Consider the following 18,276-nt stretch of genomic DNA (forward strand, 5'->3'; position numbering starts at 1 on the left):
TCTTAAATCAGATATTATTTTTTCCGGAAAACTTCATGAATGTTTTTTTTTCATTTCTTCGATTAAATTTCAAAAGCAGCGGCAGCAGTAAAAATAAAGCGACCAGCGAAATGGCTATGGTGCGGGAAATATTTTCACGATTGAACGGTAACACTGCATCTTCAGTCTGACTGACGATTCCTGCTTCCTGGCTGTCGGTAACTGTGAATTTTTCTTCAGCGAAAAATTCCTTCTCATCGGCCTTCCCTTTGATCATCAGGACATATTTGCCTGTTTCAAATTTTCCGCCTTCCAAGTCGATTGGATAATTGATTTTGGAATACGGGGCCATAGCAAAAGGTTTAATTACGCCGTTAGCAAGCACTTCGCCTTCTTTATCCATGATTGAATAAGTTCCTTGAACATTTTCAAGAACCGATGGCTTGCCATTGTTCAGTTTGATCGTCAGATGGTTGTCGAAAGCATCAAATTTAGCTTTGCCTAATGAAAATCCGGAAGCCGTTTTTTCAGGAAGATTCACTTTGATCGCCATCAAACGTTGGCCTGGCTGCTCAAACGTATAATTGCTTCCGCCTTTATTCAGCGCCTCCATCGATAAATGATCGGGAGCATCCAAAGAAGTCAGCATAATGCCTCCGAGAATCGTGCCGCTGGCTGCGTACGGTATCTCAAGGTGAAAATGGACAGTTTCCACTGCGCCAGGAGCGACACTGATCGTCTCTTGGACTTTAACCATATCAGAGATATAAAGTTGATCCGGCTCTTTCTCTTCAATGTCAGCGCTATACAGAATTCCGCCTTTTTCTGCGGTGTGCGCGTCGACTGCTTCCGCATATAAATTGAGCGGCTCGCTGCTGTTATTCGTTATTTGGAAATCGAGTGCCAAGCTTTTGCCGGGCTCTGAATCCACATGGAAATAACCTTCCGAAAAACTGTGCTGTCCTTCGGCAGGCAAAACCTTCACTTTAAAGTCATTGGCGGATTCCGCCGCATTCACCGTAAATGGAATTAATAATGTCATGAAACAAATTATAAGAACACGCAAGTACATACTGTTCCCCCAGTAAATTATTCTTACAAAATAAATAGCTGTGTCACACTGACACAGCTGCAATTTTCAATGTAATTGTAAGTACAGCCTAGCAAAAATAGTGAGCTTTCTATTTAGTCTTAAGTTCATCTTAATTGCTGTCAGCCTTTATATTACAATTATATTACAACAAATGTAACAATAAATCAAGCTTTCTACCTATTATTTGTCATGAATGCTTTAATTCAAACTATTTTTATTTAAAGAAATTAAATAGACAGAAAAATCTAACTACTTATGTTCTATTCAACATCCTTATGATATAATGGGAATGACCTAATATATTTTCAGTAACCCATATAATTATGCAATTACATAGACTTTATTGCTCACAGAATTTTATACATACGCTAATGGTTCATTAGTGTAAATAAAAAAGGGGTGAGTTTTGTGGGTACGAAAATCGGCAAAATTGCAGCAGTCATGTTATTGGTTCTGTTCAGCTTATTTTCTTTCAGCGGCCAGTCAGATGCAGCGAGTTCGACTTATGTAACCAAGGGCAATACGTCCAGCAAAGTTGTTGCATTAACATTCGATGACGGATCTGATGGGACGAACATCAACAAGATCCTGGACATTCTGTCAGCGCACAATGTCAAAGCCACGTTCTTCTTAACTGGATCAGGCGCGGAAAAACATCCACAGGCGATTAAGAATATTGCAGCCAAAGGTCATCAACTCGGCAACCATTCCTATTCCCACCCGGACTTCCGAACCTTGTCAGCCGCCCAGATGAAGTCCCAGCTTGACCGTACAGAAACCATCATCAAGAACTTGACCGGCAAATCGACCAAGCCTATTTTCAGAGCACCTTACGGTTCGGTGAATTCGAATGTTTTAGCCGGAGTCGGAGCTGCTGGATATGGCTACACCATCCAATGGAATATCGACACCATTGATTGGCGTGGCGATTCCGCCACCACTATCACCAACAAAGTGGTGAACAATATCGTTCCTGGCACCATCGTGCTGATGCATACAGGCGCAGGTGCACCGGGTACGCCGGTTGCGCTGCCGAACATCATCACCAAATTGAAAGCGAAAGGCTATTCGTTCGTCACTGTTTCCCAATTGCTGAACCTGCCGTCTTCTCCACCAGCGAGCGGAGGCACAACTTACACGGTTAAAGCTGGCGATACCTTGTATTCCATCGCCCAGCGCTTCAATACCACAGTCGCTAAAATTGCAGCCGCCAATAATATCGCCAACGTCAATCTGCTTCGCATCGGACAGGTTTTGAAAATCCCTGGCACAAGTACTACACCAACACCGCCGCCAGCCACTTCAACAACCTATACTGTAAAAGCCGGTGATACGCTTTATTCCATCGCGAAGCGCTATAACACGACCGTAGCGAAGATTGCAGCCGCCAATAACATCACAAACGTCAACTTGCTTCGCATCGGCCAAGTCTTAAAAATCCCAGGCACAACCACTGCACCGCCGCCAGCCACAACGGTGAAATACACGGTGAAAGCGGGCGACACTTTATACAGCATTGCCATCAGATACAACACGACCGTCGCGAAAATCGCTGCTGCCAACAACATCACGAATGTAAACTTCCTGCGCATTGGGCAGGTGTTGATCATTCCACGCTAATCAAAACAAGTGTTAAAGAGCCGGGCATTGCGCCTGGCTTTTTTTACAGAAAAAGCCTCCACTCGATTGAGTGAAGACCCTTTAACTATACGCTCCGCCGCTCCCGCTTTCTATAGAACCTGAAAATCAGCAGCGGTATCAATATTACAAATACAATTGCCAGGAAAGGAACGAGGAAAATCGATATCGGCACCAATGTTGCGGTCGCGTCTTCAGCCGCGGCCACAGCTGGACTAAGAAATGCCGCTTCGCTGACACCTTTCACAGCGGTGACTGCCGTATGTGCGGCGGTCGCGACACCACCGCCTCCGATGATGGCGATGCTCCATTCCAGCAGCGGATTCATATCACCGATAAAGGAAGCCGTCAGCAGAATTCCAGCGATTGCCGCAAGCGGTGTAGCAAGCACTTTCATGAATGATCCGATTGCGGGGATATAGTTTACGGCAATTTCAAATAATGTAGCGGCGCCAAAAGCGATTAAAGCCGGCGTGCTGCCGATCCAACTGAAACCTTCCGACAAAGTAATCCAGTCGGCTCTGACAAAAATGCCGGTAATCAATAATGGCGTGAATATTCGAAAGCCTACAGTCGCACTCAAGGCGAGGCCGATGCAAATGGCAAGAATGGTCTCCATGGCTTATGCCTCCCTCCGATCAAGTAGTTTTTCATTAATAAAGGCAGATTCTTTATTCCTTTACCCTTTAAACGGAAAAGGCAAGCACGGACCGGAAGCTTCCGGTTTGTGCTTGCCTTATTTTTCGTCAGGTTTGGGTGCAATATAGACTTCATCGGATTTAAAGACTTTTACGAACGTTTTTATCAGAATATAGAGGTCCAGCTTCAAATTCTTTCTATTGATATATTCGATATCGAGATCGATTTTTTCATCCCATGTCAGCAGGTTGCGGCCGCTGATCTGCGCCCAGCCCGTCACGCCAGGTTTCACCTGTAAACGCTGCATCTGATACTCGTTATATTTATCCGTCTGGCCGGTAACCGTAGGCCGCGGACCGATAAAAGACATATCGCCTTTCAAGATATTGATCAGCTGCGGCAGTTCATCAAGACTCGTTTTCCGAAGAAAGTTCCCCACTTTTGTGATGCGGGGGTCATTGTCCACCAAAACTTTATGGACATCTACATTCGCTTTGTACATGGTCCGGAATTTGTAGATGAGGAAATGCTCCCCTTCTTTGCCTCCGCGTTTCTGTGTGAAAAATACAGGCCCTCTCGATTCTGCTTTTACAGCAATGGCGATAATGGCAAACAGTGGTGAAAGCAGAACCAGCAACAGGAATGAGAAGAAGATTTCCGTTATACGCCCCAGGTAAACTGACCACATGGACCGCCTTTTATGTGAAGAACGTATATTATCAGTAACCATTGCATTACCTCCCCTTTTTATCGTTTCTATAGTCTCCAGAGATTCAATGATTCCGGTTTGCTTTTTTTGTCCAATACGCTTTTAATGTCGAAGACGATTCCGGCATCATTTTTCAGCAGCTTCTTAATCGGTTTCCAACCAGCATCGCGAGTTTTTTTATGTGGGACAGCCAGAATGACAGCATCTGCGGGTGAGAGCTCTTCCCACGGTGTCAGACGGATTCCGAATTCGAGTTCCACTTGTTCTGGATTCGCCAGACTGTCAGCTACTTGGATCTGAAGGCCGAATTGCTCCAATTCTTCGATCATGTCAAAGACTTTGGATTTCTCAATCCCTGAAGAATCTTCTTTATTGGTGACACCGAGTACCGCTACCGTTGCTGACTGAAGCGCCACATTCAGCTGGTTCATTTCCTTGATGATGGCATTTGCGATGGTTTGGCCAATACCATCATTTACCCGTAAAGCCGAAAGAATGATTTCAGGATGATGGCCGACCGCGAGTGCCCGGTGTGTCAGCTGATAGGAATCCTGGGATTTTCCGTGATTGCTGCTGAAACCTGGACTGAATCGCAGAAAATCCTTCTTGACGGCTGCTGTTCGCAAAACATCCTGTGTATCGATTTCCATTAATTTGAATATCGCTGCCAGTTCATTCATTAAAGCTGTATTGACTGTTTGCTGCACCGTACCGACAAGTTCGGCTGCTTCAGCGACACGGATCGATTCCGCTTTATGGACCTTTTTTCCAAACACATTTTCATAGATTTCTGTAATATAATCCAGCACTGAATTGTTTTGGCCCGCAATGACTTTCGGGGGTTTTGCGGCAGCTGGACTGTCCGATTGTTCCCTTAAATCATCCGGTGAGAAGCCGACAAAAAATTGCTTGCCAGCTTCCATACCGGAATATCGTTCCAAAGCAGGAATGCATTTTTCTTCAGTGACCCCTGGATAAACAGCTGTAGAAATTATCACAACGGCCCCTTTTTTCATGTGAGTGCCGGCAACCTGGCATGCCTTCAACAGCATCGATAAATCGGGATGCTTGCTGACGCTGATGGTGACAGGCACTGCAACGATCAACATTCCGGCTTCTGACAGCCTTTCAGGATCATCCAGCATGTTAATTGTCGAACCATCCAGGATTTTATAAGAGTTATACCCGTGATCCGGATCTCCATCGAATTCCTCTTCCATATCGTATACCAGTACCGGATACTTTTTTGCGAAGTCATTGGCAATCGGCAATCCAGCAAACCTTAATCCAATAACACCTATTATTAAATTTTCCGTCATCATGCAGGGTTCTTCCCTCCTCCAAGCCAATTGCCCTAACTTCATCGGTTTAATAGAATGCAGTTATTCTTTCAGCAGCAACGATTCATTTAATTTTTTGTCGAAAAGTTCCAATAATTTATCACGCAGCTCTGGCCGTTTCAGCGCGAATTCGATTGTGGTTTCGATATAGCCGAATTTTTCACCGACATCATAACGCTGGCCGTCGAATTCATAAGCGTAGACTTGCTGTTTTTCATTTAATCGCTGAATGGCGTCAGTTAATTGGATTTCACCGCCTGCGCCGATCTTATGTTCTCCAAGAAAGCCGAAAATTTCCGGATCCAGAATGTAGCGTCCCATAATCGCGTAATTGGATGGAGCTGTACCCGCTTCCGGTTTTTCAACAAAATTCCGTACTTTAATCAGCTTGCCGTCCCGCTCGAGCGGATCGACGATGCCGTAGCGGCTCGTTTCCTCTTCCGGAACTTGTTTGACGCCGATGATGCTTTTCCCCGTTTTGTCGTACTGATCCATTAACTGAGCAAGACATGGCTCATCATTGACTACGATATCGTCACCGAGTAATACCGCAAAAGGTTCATTCCCGATGAATTTACGCGCTGACCAGATCGCATGCCCCAAACCAAGCGGCTGTTTTTGGCGAATGTAATGGATCTCTACTTGGGATGTTTCCGTAACGGAATCCAGCATTTCCAGTTTGCCTTTATTGCGCAGTGTATCTTCAAGCTCATAGGCATGGTCGAAATGATCTTCGATCGCCCGCTTTCCTTTACCGGTGACGATGATGATATCCTCAATCCCCGAAGCAATCGCCTCTTCAACGATGTACTGGATGGTCGGTTTATCGACAATCGGCAGCATTTCTTTCGGCAATGCTTTAGTCGCTGGCAGGAATCGTGTACCGAGGCCTGCTGCTGGAATAATTGCTTTTCTGATTTTCATAATGATTTCCTCCTGGCTTTTTATATTTTCCCTTGTTCAATAACTGGATCCGCTTTTCGGAATTGCTTTTTGAGTTCATTGACGATGACTGTGACATCATCAATTTTCAAGAATAAAATCACTGTGAAGTAGATGGCTGCACCTGCGGCAATTGACAACAGCAACGCAATATTCTGATGGATAACCAAAGTCAGTGCTTCGAAAATAAGTTTGGCGCCGATGCCCATTACGATGGAAGCAAAACCGATCTTAACAAATGAAACAAGCATCTGCCTTGCACCCAGTGCGCCGATTTTCCGCCGCAAGCTGAAGAACATCAGCCCGGTTGCCGCCAATGCCGCGATGGACGTTGCAAGAGCTAGTCCTCCGATACCGAGGTATCTGGATAACACAATATTTAAAATGATATTCAGCACGACGGCGATTGAAGAGTTGATCATCGGTGTCCGCGTGTCTTCCAATGAGTAGAATGCTTTGACCAAAGTAGTGCGAATTCCCACTCCGATCATACCAACGGAATAAAAGACCAGCGAAATGGAAGTCATTGCTATTGCCGTTTCCCCAAATTCACCTCGGCCGAACATCAGCATGATAATCGGTCTGGCGAAAATGATTGCACCGATGGTCGCAGGAATGACAAACAGGCTGATGCCGGTAACTGCTTCGGACAATGCCTTCTTCATGCCTTTGAAATTTTTCGCGACCGCCATTCTCGAGATATTGGGATACATGACCGTAACAATCGAGATAACGAATATCCCAGTGATGAACCCTTCGATTTTATAAGCATAATTCAAAGCGGATATCCCGCCGACCGCTATTTGGGATGCAAGTGTACGGTCGATGATTTTATTCACTTGAAGTACGGAAGATCCGATGATGACCGGCATTGACAGGTAAATCATCCGTTTCAGGTAAAAGTCATTGAAGTTCACTTTGAACTTATAGGTATACCCCTTTTTATAAGCATATACGATTACGATCAAAGCCTGTACTATGACGGCGAGCACACTGCCATATATCAGTATGTAGACACCGTAAGTGGCGCTTGCGGCAATCGAGGCGATGGTGATCAGAATCATTGGGATGACTGCGAGCTGCGGAATTTTATAGGCATCTTTGACCTGGAGATTAGCGTCAATGATATAGATGATGCCTGTAAAATAGACGGAAACGATGCTGATTCGCGTGAATAGGATCGCCATCTCGAGCGTTTCCCCCTGGAAACCCGAAGCGAACAGGAAGATCAATGGCTTTGTGAAAAGAAAAACCACGACGACGATGATGGAACACAGCAGCATCACGAAATTCAAGACGTTATTGGTGAATTCGTTCGCAGCGTCCTTTCCTTTTTCACTGTTGATTTTGTTATAAAGCGGGATATAGCCTGTTGCGATGCCTGCACCAATCAGTGCAAAAATGACTGCTGGAATTGTTAAAGAGATAATATAAGCATCAGTTATATTGGAAGCCCCGTAATAATAGGAAAATACGATTTCCTTGATCAGGCCCGTAATCTTCACCATGATGGTTACAGCCATTAGGGCAATAATTGTTTTTTTCATATCCGCTCACTTCCGCTCTCTATCTTGAAATTCTTACGTTCGCCTGGGCATATCAGGCAATGCATCGAGTGAAATCACGTACTCCATGAATTTCCGGTATTCACCCCACACCCAGTCCAAATACGCTTCATCCGCTTCGAGCCACCTTCTCACATACATATTCAGAAAAAAGATGTTAAGGTATTCCTGTTTCCGGCTCTTATCGAACTCAAGTCCGAATAACTCGAATGCATGGTCAAAATATGAATCGTAATCGCCTTCCATGTAATAGCGGATAAAAGAATAATTCTTATTGATGATCGCTTCGTTCCACATGAATACGAAGAAGTCATAGAAGAAGTACATATCCCCTGCCATTTCCCAATCGATGAAATAGATTTTTTTTGAATCTTCCTTATCGATGAGGATGTTCGGTGACCACAAATCTCCGTGTACCGGCAGCATAGGCAATGGAGTACCAGACAGCTCCCGGCTGATGCCCGACTCTATTTCCTCCAAAAAAGCGCTGTTTCCCGGCAGTAAATCCCCTATCTCGACCGCTGGCACCCAATCGGCGGTGCCGCTCGCCGCCTTTTCCTTGAAATATTCAAGGTAGCGGCGGAATACTTCATTGACGATGAATTTGGTATCGTAATCATCCCATTGCTCGCTGCTTTTATAATCGATATAGCGTTCAATGATCAATTTTCTCTTTTCATCTTTATCGATTATTGGAGGGATTGAAAACCAATTCCTGAACTGGCTGTAAGCGTCCAGTTTTTGCTGAAAAATTTCCCTGTCGCTGTATGAAATCAGCACTTCCTTTTGGCCAAAATCGAAAATTTTCACATCTTTCCCGTTGCCGCCAGGCAGATAAACCGTGCCATTATAAGCTTCTTTCGTTTTCCGGTCGTTGAAAAGTTTTTTATTGAAATAAAACCGGAGAACTTTTGTAACCGCTGTTTTAACAAGAAAACCGCCATTGGCAAAATTGATGATGTGCAAGCCCTGGCTGAACAGCTCTTTTGACTTCCTCGAAGTTTCTATATCATCCAAATAGATGTAAGTCATCGATTCATCGAATTGATAGCTGCCGGATGACAGAAATTCCTTACTTTCTTCAAACCCCGCAACCAGCTGTTTTTTTTGAGTGTAATAATTGGACAGCCGCCTCATCTCATCCCCTCCTTTCCTTGAGTTATTAAAATCCTATAACAGCAGCTGGACCCGCATTTTCAAGTACACCAGCATGAGCTTAATGCTTCTGATGCCATTCGACAGATTGAAAATCCGGATAAAATCTTCGTATCTGCTGAAAAGATTCTTCAGGTCCTCTTTGTCCATAAGATTCCTGTTGCGGTCCAGCCGGTAAAGAATAGCGCCGGCAATGCGATAGGAATCGATGGCCGAAATCGCTTCGCTTCTTCTTTTCGGCTCTTTTACCCGGCTGTATATATACTCTTTGACCGTCTCCATCCATTCAATGTCCTTAATGATTTTATCCATGGAGTTTTCACTCAAACTTCCGGGCTGCCCGATATGGTATTCAGTCAAGTAATCCTCGACTGCCAGCACATTTGTTTCATTTGCCAGCACTTTGGAGAAGAAAATCATATCTTCCCCCCAGCTGACTCCCGGACTGAAACGGATACCGAATTTATCCAGGAATTCTTTCTTGATCAGCCAGGAATTCAAGTGCGGATTGCATGTATTGAGCAGAAATTTTTCAAGGATATCGCCTTCCGCGAAATGAATGCGCGCTTTTTTTCTGCCCTTGTCCGTTACGTAGGAGTGACCACAATAACAAACGTTTTCTCCGCCCGCTTTCCAAACCATCTTCGACAGGAAATCAGGATGCAGTACATCGTCAGCATCCAAAAAAGAAACATATTCCCCTCTCGCCAGATTAATTGCGTTATTGCGGGTGATGGATACGCCTTGGTTCTGCTGTTTGAAGTAAATGATTCTCGCATCTTGGCTCTTATATTCCATTGCGATTTCATGGCTGTTGTCGGTTGATCCATCATTGATCATGATCAGCTCAAAATCTCCATAGGACTGTCTGAGCACAGATTCGATGCTGTGGCGGAGTCTCTCGGCTTTATTGAATACAGGCATTATCACTGAAACTTTCGGCACATACCTCACACCTTCCAAATTCGTCTGGGTTTTTAATACCTTATCTGGAATATCGTTTTATACGGAACATAGGTAGCGGAACCGACATAGACGATATAAAGAAAAATCACAATACTGAAAAGGGAGATCCCCACTTTCAAAAGTACCCGGTTGCTGTCGAGATTGAATAAGGAGACGATTTTCGGAATCAGCAGGAGCGAGAAAAAAGTGCCGTACAGCGATAAGCGGTGCCCCATGGTGCCTTGCGAGAAGAACATCAGGTAAATGCCGAGTCCGACGAAGTAGAAATTGAAGTACATATTGGCGATCCGGTCATTTTCAAGAATCTTGTCACGCAGGAATAGTGCCACAATGCCGATGAACAGCAGAACGAATATGGCTTTTGTTCCTTCCTGGCCTCCGGCTGCCTCCGTATAGGGAGCATAAGTCGGCAAGTAGGCTACGACAAATGAGTTGACCGCCCGTCCGACGAAAGGCAGAGCGAGCAATACGAGCACCAGCTTCACAATGTCGAGCTTGACGTTGCGGATAAAATAGAAGGCTATCGCGATGAACGCCGATGCATGGAACATGCCCGCAAATGCCACTGCGATCAGATAGCGCATCAATTGCCCCCGCTCGATGAATTTAAACGCGTAGAACGTAATGGCGAGAGCTGTGAAAAGCCGGATCACACTTAAGGAATTCAGGAAGAACAATGGGAAGCAGACAAAGAAAATGATGCTGATCCAGTAATCCTTGCTGTACCTTTTTACTGTCAAAGCCACGAGTGTTATGAATATCAATGAGTTGAGGAAAAAGTACAAGTTCGTCATATCCATATCCCTGGCTAGTTCGATCAGAAAGATCGTTGCCAATTCCCCGTTGCTGACAATATTCGTTACAAGGTTATAACGTACTGTGGCGTAATAAGCCTCGTAATCCCAGCCAACGTTATAACGAAGCGATGAAAACAGGAAAACGACAGTCCATGCCAGAATCAGTGTCACCGTATAGGAGCCACTTTCTTTCTGCGGACCTTGCTGCGGAACTCCCTCTGTTAGCGGAGAAGGCTCAATAAACCTTCCCTTATCGAGAGAATAATTTCCGTAAGAGGACATTTTCCATGTAGCCACCAGTTCGAACAGCAATAATCCGAATATGACACTTAAGAATGCAATGTATATGATCATAGCCAGCCCTGCCATTTCTTAGAGAAGTTTTTTAGAATCCTAGAAACTTATTGATGCTGTCTTTAAACAGCAGATTGTCTTCTACAACTTTCTGGAAAAAAGCTTTCCGCTTTTCTTTGTATTCATCAAAATTGAATTCCGCCAAATAATTGCCCACTTTTTTCTCAAGATCAGCCAGCGAATCAACAACGAGCCCGAGTCCATATTGCTGTGTGAGTTCGGCCAGATAGGAATCTTCAGCTACAATAAGAGGTTTTCCGTGCAAGGCTGCATTATAGAGCCGATTCGGCAGCAGCGTTTTACAATTGATATTCTCGTTATAGCGCAAGCCATGGATCAAGTCCGAATCATCATATAAACCATTTTCCTGTTCTTTTGTATAACGGCCCGTCAATGCCACATTCCCGACTTTATTGCGTAAAATATAGTCTTCGAGATCTTTATTGAAGAGGCCTTCTCCGTGATAGACGAGTTCGACCTTATTGCAGTCCTTGACCGAATTGATGAAATCGATATTCACCTGGTAATCGGATAAAGCGCCGATAAACGCGATTTTCACTTTTTCCTTCTGGAGGAAAGTGCTTGCGCAATCTTTCAGCTCTTCGACATTGTCGATGGTCGTGTTATGGCTGATCAAATATTTTTGGCTGTCCGGCAGCCACTTTTTGAAACCTGGTGAAGAAAGGACTGTATAAGCTGACCCTTCCACCACTTTCCGGATATCATAAGCCTTCAGGATCCGGTTATGATCCCGGATATCCAGGATATAATTGCCTTTTTTCTTCTTTAAAAGGTAGGGTTTCAAAAAATAAGATAATTGGATTCCGAACACAATGATTTTATCGTAATCATTCTTTTTCAAAATCCCGAGCACGAAATTACGGAATTTAAGATAATCCAGAAACCCTCTTTGCAGCGCCGTCTTATTGTCCCGGAACGTCAATGGATTGTCGGGATTTTCAGTGCCATTGCGATCCCAGTTGATGACGTCATAGTCGATTCCGGTACTATCCAGCACTTTCGTGTAATTACCGACGTAGGGCATGAACAGCATGTTTGACGGACATACCAGCGCAATTTTCATCAGAGAACCTCCTTAGATTTATCACAAAGTTTTTTCCAGCAAAACCCCATCAGTTGCAGGCTGGCGGGCGTCCAGTTCCCTGCGTGCCGCTTCTAGTACTTCATTGGTTTCTTCCGGCATGACCGTTTCAAGGTAATGGGCGGCTTGCCTTGCACTGTCGCTCGAGTGGATGATGTTCTTGAAATATTTTTCCCGCATGTCCTTTTTGACATCCGCGATCCGCCGATTATCAAGCAGCGGATATTTATTTTTCAGTTCACTCGATGGTTCGATTGGTTCAAAATCAAGTGCTGTGACAAGTGTTGCGGGCAAGCCGCCTGACAGAACGCTGGACTTTTCTCCCCAGTTTCCTCCGCGTAGTTGCTGCGCGGCATGCTGTTTTTCCTGTTCGTTCAATTTTTTGCTTCTGACAATTTGAAATCCGTGTTTTTCGAGTTCTTCTTTTACATCCTGTTCATCAGCCGATGAAGCCGCCGCCTCACGGATGATGAATACTGCAAGCCCCGGTACATTGGGCATATCCTTCAAAATATCATTGGCTAATTTCGCGCACCATTCATTGTCATGGCCCAATTTTTCGAGCATATCCAATGTCGGCCGCCAGCCTTTTTCCTCTAATAATTCATCAAGTGCAGTCATATTGATATCGACGGCTACACCTTGTTTTTTTGCCATCGCTGCCAGGACTGTTTGGAAATCATGACCCGGATCGCTTACTTTCGGAGCTTGTATGCCGTCTTCCGATAAGCCCGATTCATATCCTTTATGGTAAAGCGCGTGAAATACGAGGCTGTAAAAATAATCGTTCTCGGAAGGAACTTTTGCGCCTGAATCATGCCGCACCGCCCGCTCCAGCAATTGCTGGGCTACAACCGGCGGATAATAGGCAATCTCTTTATAGGAGTAACTTGGCATTCCGCTGACGCTGTAGACATCGCAGGGGATACCACCTTTTCGCGGCGACCAGGTCAAAATGCTGTCCAGTATGGCCGCGTCATCGTCATGGACGAGAAGATCGATATCCCCTCCGTATTCGACATGGGGCAGATCTTCGAACCACCGAAGAATGACGTATCGGCAGTCTTTCCTATTCAATCGCTCGATGAACTGCTCAACCGTCATATTCCGGGGAAGCCTCCGGAATCTGCGGTCATTATGGACAATCTGCTTGGCCTTTACGAGAAACGTCCATAGTTTTTTTCCATAGGCTGAGTTCTGTGCAAACTTACGAAGCAACTCCTTCATTCGATACACGCCAACGCCCTCCCTTTTCCACTCTTCTTCTGCCATACTGTCCGATTTACATAATCTGTATAAGAAAGGATAATGCGCAAAACTTTGTCCGATACATTCGGCATGCTGTAATCCGGCACGAGCCTCAAGGTCTCCAATTGCTGCGTCTCCAGCACTGCCAGTCCTTGAAGTATCCGTTCCTTTTGAAGCCCTGCCATTATGACACTGCCTTCTTCCATCGCCTCTGGCCGTTCATGCGCCTCTCGGATATTCAACGCCCGAAGTCCTAAAATCGATGATTCCTCACTGATGGTGCCGCTGTCGCTGAGCACTGCTTTTGCATGGCTCTGGAGGCTGATGTAGTCAATAAAGCCAAGCGGTTTCGCCGTCTGCACCAACGGATGGAATTCGGTGCCTTCCGCTTCAATCATTTTGCGCGTCCGCGGATGTGTGCTGACGATAACAGGCAGCCCGTATTTTTCAGCTACCGCATTCAAACTTTCCACAAGATTCCCGAAGTTTTCAGGAGAATTGATATTTTCTTCCCTATGGGCAGAAACGACGAAATACTGGCCTTTCGAAAGATCCAGTCTTTCATGAATATCGGATTTGCTGATTTCATCTTTTCTCGATTGGAGCACTTCGAACATCGGGCTTCCGGTCTTGATGATGCGGTCTGCGGGCAACCCTTCCCGCAGCAGGTATTCACGGGCAATATCGCTGTAAGTCAAATTGATATCCGCCACATGGTCAACAATTTTCCGGTTGGTTTCTTCCGGCACACGCTGATCGAAGCAGCGGTTTCCTGCCTCCATGTGGAAAATCGGGATCTTTTTCTTTTTGGCGGCGATGGCGCATAAACAGCTATTGGTATCACCCAGCACCAGAAACGCATCCGGTTTTTCCAATTCAAGAACCGGGTCGATTTTCACCAGGATATTACCGATGGTTTCAATCGCGGCTCCATTCGCGGCATTCAAAAAATGATCCGGTTTACGGAGGTTAAAATCTTTGAAAAATACTTCGTTTAATTCGTAGTCGTAATTCTGGCCGGTGTGGACAAGTATATGGTCGATGGCTTCGGAAGCTTCGAGTTTACTGATGACCGCCGATAGCCTGATGATTTCCGGCCTTGTGCCCACCACTGTCATGACCTTCAATTTCTCCATATGCTAAACCCCCATATAATACGTATCCGGTTTTTCCGGATCAAACAGCTCATTGGCCCACATGATGGTGATCATTTCGGTGTCACCCAGGTTTTCGATATTATGCGTATAGCCGACTGGTATATCGACAACTTCCATGTCGTTGCCGTCAACAAAATATTCGATGACCTCATCCGAATCGATTTTCCGTAAACGGATGACGCCTTTGCCGCTTACCACCAGAAACTTCTCGTTTTTCGTATGATGCCAATGATTGCCTTTGATGATGCCCGGTTTGGAACGGTTCACAGATACCTGTCCATGCCCTTTGGTACGAAGAAATTCCGTAAACGATCCCCTATCGTCACGGTTCACTTTCAATTGATAGGAGAAGCCGTCTTCCGGCAAGTAGCTTAAATAAGTGCTGTATAATTTCTTTGTCAAAGGATCTTTCATATCCGGCAGTTCCAAATTCCGGCGGCTTTCTTTAAAGAAGCGGATTCTGTCTTCCAATTCCCCGACAGTTATCTTATGCGTTTCAGGAACCCGGCAAAACTTGCCGTCCCGTGTCGCCTGTCCGCTGAGCGTCCGTTTAAACTCCTCCAGCACATCGTCGATATAGCATAATTGCAGCTCCGCATCCGGATCGTTCACCTGCACTTCGATATCCCGCGCGATGTTATGGCAAAAAGTCGCAACCACCGAGTTATAATTCGGGCGGCTCCATTTGCCGAATAAATTCACCAGCCGGTAAACAAAGACATCGGTTCCGGTTTGCGCCGCATATTCGAATACCACATCTTCTCCCGCTTTTTTGCTGCGGCCGTATGGATTATCACGCTCCGCCTGGATTGACGAAGTGACAACGACCGGTGAGCGGTTGCCATGCTTTTTCAGCAGCGAGAGTAATTCCGCTATCAGATCATGGTTGCCTTTCAGGAAATCTTCTTCTTTTTCGGGGCGATTGACGCCCGCCAAATGGAAGACGAAATCACATTCCTTTGTGTAGTTTTCCAAATCAGCGGCCGTATTCTTTCTGGAATAAAGCAATAAATCTTCATATCCCTGATTCTTCAATTCCGCGGCCAGGTTCCTGCCGACAAAGCCTTCCGCGCCGGTAATCAAGATTTTCAACTTGGAATCCCATAATTGACAGTGGCCGGCAGCGCCGGATTGATGGTCTTCAATTCTTCCTGGATATACGGCAGTTGAAGCAGCAAGTCCTTGATTTCACTTACATTCAGCCTTTTCGTATTGTGTGAGTTGTACTCTTTTTCTGTTGACAGTTTTTCATCGCCTTTATTGAAGTATTTCTCATAATTCAAATCGCGGCTGTCGGCCGGCACTCTGTAGAAACCTTCCAGATCCTGTGCGACAATATGCTCTTCGCGGGTCAGTAATGTTTCGAATTCCTTCTCGCCGTGGCGCGTGCCGATGATTTTCACTTCATTGTCCGCATTAAACAGCTCTTTCAGTGCCTGTGCCAGATCTTCAATTGTCGAAGCTGGCGCTTTTTGCACCATGATGTCGCCGGCATTCGCATTCTGGAAAGCGAAGACCACCAGTTCCACAGCATCTTCAAGGCTCATCAGGAAGCGCGTCATATGTGGATCGGTCACTGTCAGCGGCTTGCCTGACTTGATCTGCTCGACGAACAATGGAATTACTGAACCTCTCGAACACATTACATTGCCGTAGCGTGTGCCGCAGATGAGCGTCTTATCCGGAGATACAGTCTTCGCTTTCGCTACAAACACTTTTTCCATCATCGCTTTCGAGATGCCCATTGCGTTGATCGGGTAAGCTGCTTTGTCCGTCGACAGGCAGATGACTTTTTTCACACCGCAGCCGATGGACGCGTTGAGGACATTTTCAGTGCCGATGATATTGGTCTTGACCGCTTCCATCGGAAAGAATTCGCAGGACGGCACTTGTTTGAGCGCTGCTGCATGGAATACATAATCCACATCGTTCATGGCATATTTCACGCTGGCCAGATCCCGCACATCGCCGATATAGAATTTCAATTTGTCATTGTTATAGCGTTTTCTCATATCGTCCTGTTTTTTCTCGTCTCTCGAAAAGATACGGATTTCTTTGATATCCGTGAACAGGAACCGCTCCATTACGGCGTTTCCAAAAGACCCTGTGCCGCCTGTGATGAGTAATATTTTGTCTTTGAACAATATTCCCCACTCCCATCTTTGATAAAGTGCTGCATGATGATATCGTATGACTCAGTTACGTTGAACTCTTTTTCCAGATAGCGGCGGCCGTTCTCGCCGAGCTTCTGCAATCTGCCACGGTCCCGTTTTACCTGTTCGATGGCATCCCTGAATTCAGCCAATTCCCCCGCTTCCGCGTAATAACCGCATCTCGCGTCGTATATGATATCCTTCAGATCGGTATGCGGATCAGTCACTGCCAGCACCGGCTTCGCACGGTCCATATAAGCCATCAACCGCGACGGGATGTTTGGAATCGTGAAGCGCCGGTCAAGGTAGATCATTCCGATGTCTGCCGAATCCACTACCTTGTCGTAATCTTCTTTCTCCATCAATTTCTCCAGCCGGACATTCGATGGCCTCCGCTCCTGAACATAGTTCTCGATTTTCGGATAGTCTGTTCCGGAACCGACAATCAGGAAGAACACATCATCCTGGTCGCGGTAAAGGTCAATCGAGCGGATCAGATAATCGATGCCTTGCGGCTTTCCAAGATTTCCTCCATACAGGAACAGCAGCGCATGCTCCGGAATCCCAAGCTTTCTGCGGATATGTGTGCGTCCGGCCTTCTCAGTCCTGTCTGCCGGATGGATTGAATTCGGATTGACTTCCACTTTATCCGCTGGTATATCCGGATTGTGCTGGAGGACAAAGCGCCTGTTGCCATCCGACATGCAGCCGATCATATCGCTGATTTCATAGAGGCGTCTTTCTTTTCGCCGGAAATAATTGTGCAGCAGGCTGTTTTCTTTTAACATTCCGATATCCACCGCGTTCTGCGGGAAAATATCTTTCAGCAATAAATATGTCATCCCGTCGCCGTGCATATTTTTCAGGTATTTGATAACTCGCTCAAATGTGATCGGCGGTGTCGTATATAGAATAAGATCGAATTTTTTACCGCCAAGATATGTCCGGATCGCATTGATGAATTGGTCTTCCAGAAGCAGCGTGCTGACCCCTTTTTCCATCAGGTTGGTCTTTGTGACATTGCCGGTGCGCACTTTCAGGACCGGAACGCCGTACACCTCTTTCAGCTCTGTCTGCTGGTTGTGCCGCTTTTCAGTTTGGCAAACGACTGTGACCCCGTGGCCGTTGCGCTTGAATTCCTGCATGAGGTCATAATAGAGATTGCCGTGCCGACCGTTGTCGGGATACCCCAAAGTGACGAAAATAACTTCCATATTACCGCTCCTTTGCGAACCATAGTTTTTATAATTAAGGCTTATGTTAAGGAGGGCAGGTTAAAAAGAGGTTAAGGAATGGTAAATTATTTGAATTTACCAAAAACATTTCCTCCCAAAAAAAAAGCCAGTGCAGGAAAACGAATTCTAGACTGACATAATTAAATGGGACAATATAAAACACCTTCGAGATGGTACACTTTACACAAGTACTGAAATCGGAGG

General features: G+C 45.6%; 16 protein-coding genes. 1 reads left to right on the top strand and 15 read right to left on the bottom strand.

Annotated elements, in window-relative coordinates:
* Positions 1–7 precede the first annotated feature (7 nt).
* Positions 8–1,051, bottom strand: coding sequence for a WxL protein peptidoglycan domain-containing protein (locus tag AC2Q9J_RS03795; RefSeq protein ID WP_499037289.1), 1,044 nt, complete (start codon positions 1,049–1,051; stop codon positions 8–10).
* Positions 1,052–1,480: 429 nt separating this feature from the next.
* Between AC2Q9J_RS03795 and AC2Q9J_RS03800 the strand changes: the two genes are divergently transcribed.
* Positions 1,481–2,692: a LysM peptidoglycan-binding domain-containing protein gene (locus tag AC2Q9J_RS03800; protein WP_499037291.1), complete on the top strand. Its 1,212-nt coding sequence runs from the start codon at positions 1,481–1,483 to the stop codon at positions 2,690–2,692.
* A gap of 85 nt (positions 2,693–2,777) precedes the next feature.
* Here AC2Q9J_RS03800 and AC2Q9J_RS03805 read toward each other — a convergent pair whose 3' ends face one another.
* The 14 genes from AC2Q9J_RS03805 to AC2Q9J_RS03870 all read right to left on the bottom strand — a co-directional run bounded on the left by AC2Q9J_RS03805 (position 2,778) and on the right by AC2Q9J_RS03870 (position 18,051).
* A complete protein-coding gene (locus tag AC2Q9J_RS03805; RefSeq protein WP_499037293.1) occupies positions 2,778–3,329 on the bottom strand; it encodes a DUF4126 domain-containing protein in 552 nt (183 codons plus the stop codon).
* Between the two features lie 117 nt (positions 3,330–3,446).
* Positions 3,447–4,079, bottom strand: coding sequence for a sugar transferase (locus AC2Q9J_RS03810; RefSeq protein ID WP_499037295.1), 633 nt, complete (start codon positions 4,077–4,079; stop codon positions 3,447–3,449).
* Between the two features lie 26 nt (positions 4,080–4,105).
* Positions 4,106–5,380: a nucleotide sugar dehydrogenase gene (locus tag AC2Q9J_RS03815; RefSeq protein WP_499037296.1), complete on the bottom strand. Its 1,275-nt coding sequence runs from the start codon at positions 5,378–5,380 to the stop codon at positions 4,106–4,108.
* 60 nt (positions 5,381–5,440) lie between these two features.
* On the bottom strand, positions 5,441–6,322 hold the full coding sequence (gene galU / locus AC2Q9J_RS03820) for a UTP--glucose-1-phosphate uridylyltransferase GalU (protein WP_499037297.1): 882 nt from the start codon (positions 6,320–6,322) through the stop codon (positions 5,441–5,443).
* A 20-nt stretch (positions 6,323–6,342) separates the two neighbouring features.
* On the bottom strand, positions 6,343–7,887 hold the full coding sequence (murJ, locus tag AC2Q9J_RS03825; RefSeq protein ID WP_499037299.1) for a murein biosynthesis integral membrane protein MurJ: 1,545 nt from the start codon (positions 7,885–7,887) through the stop codon (positions 6,343–6,345).
* A gap of 33 nt (positions 7,888–7,920) precedes the next feature.
* Entirely contained in the window at positions 7,921–9,042 is a 1,122-nt protein-coding gene (locus AC2Q9J_RS03830) for an aminoglycoside phosphotransferase family protein (RefSeq protein ID WP_499037301.1), read from the bottom strand.
* Positions 9,043–9,075: 33 nt separating this feature from the next.
* Complete coding sequence (locus AC2Q9J_RS03835; protein ID WP_499037303.1) at positions 9,076–10,005, bottom strand: glycosyltransferase family 2 protein; 930 nt, start codon at positions 10,003–10,005, stop codon at positions 9,076–9,078.
* Between the two features lie 32 nt (positions 10,006–10,037).
* On the bottom strand, positions 10,038–11,177 hold the full coding sequence (locus AC2Q9J_RS03840; RefSeq protein WP_499037304.1) for an EpsG family protein: 1,140 nt from the start codon (positions 11,175–11,177) through the stop codon (positions 10,038–10,040).
* A 31-nt stretch (positions 11,178–11,208) separates the two neighbouring features.
* Positions 11,209–12,261, bottom strand: coding sequence for a glycosyltransferase family protein (locus AC2Q9J_RS03845; protein WP_499037305.1), 1,053 nt, complete (start codon positions 12,259–12,261; stop codon positions 11,209–11,211).
* A gap of 21 nt (positions 12,262–12,282) precedes the next feature.
* Positions 12,283–13,515 carry a hypothetical protein gene (locus tag AC2Q9J_RS03850; RefSeq protein ID WP_499037307.1) on the bottom strand — a complete coding sequence of 411 codons (1,233 nt, stop codon included), beginning with the start codon at positions 13,513–13,515 and terminating at the stop codon, positions 12,283–12,285.
* Positions 13,503–14,663, bottom strand: coding sequence for a non-hydrolyzing UDP-N-acetylglucosamine 2-epimerase (gene wecB, locus AC2Q9J_RS03855; protein ID WP_499037309.1), 1,161 nt, complete (start codon positions 14,661–14,663; stop codon positions 13,503–13,505). Before wecB ends, AC2Q9J_RS03850 begins: the two co-directional genes overlap by 13 nt.
* 3 nt (positions 14,664–14,666) lie before the next feature.
* Positions 14,667–15,776 carry a polysaccharide biosynthesis C-terminal domain-containing protein gene (locus AC2Q9J_RS03860; protein ID WP_499037311.1) on the bottom strand — a complete coding sequence of 370 codons (1,110 nt, stop codon included), beginning with the start codon at positions 15,774–15,776 and terminating at the stop codon, positions 14,667–14,669.
* Complete coding sequence (locus tag AC2Q9J_RS03865) at positions 15,773–16,828, bottom strand: polysaccharide biosynthesis protein (RefSeq protein ID WP_499037313.1); 1,056 nt, start codon at positions 16,826–16,828, stop codon at positions 15,773–15,775. The genes AC2Q9J_RS03860 and AC2Q9J_RS03865 overlap by 4 nt, the downstream gene beginning before the upstream one ends.
* Positions 16,768–18,051 carry a glycosyltransferase family 4 protein gene (locus AC2Q9J_RS03870; RefSeq protein WP_499037314.1) on the bottom strand — a complete coding sequence of 428 codons (1,284 nt, stop codon included), beginning with the start codon at positions 18,049–18,051 and terminating at the stop codon, positions 16,768–16,770. Before AC2Q9J_RS03870 ends, AC2Q9J_RS03865 begins: the two co-directional genes overlap by 61 nt.
* Between the last annotated feature and the right edge of the window lie 225 nt (positions 18,052–18,276).

The sequence above is a fragment of the Planococcus sp. RAB007_Raresut genome (assembly GCF_057369535.1).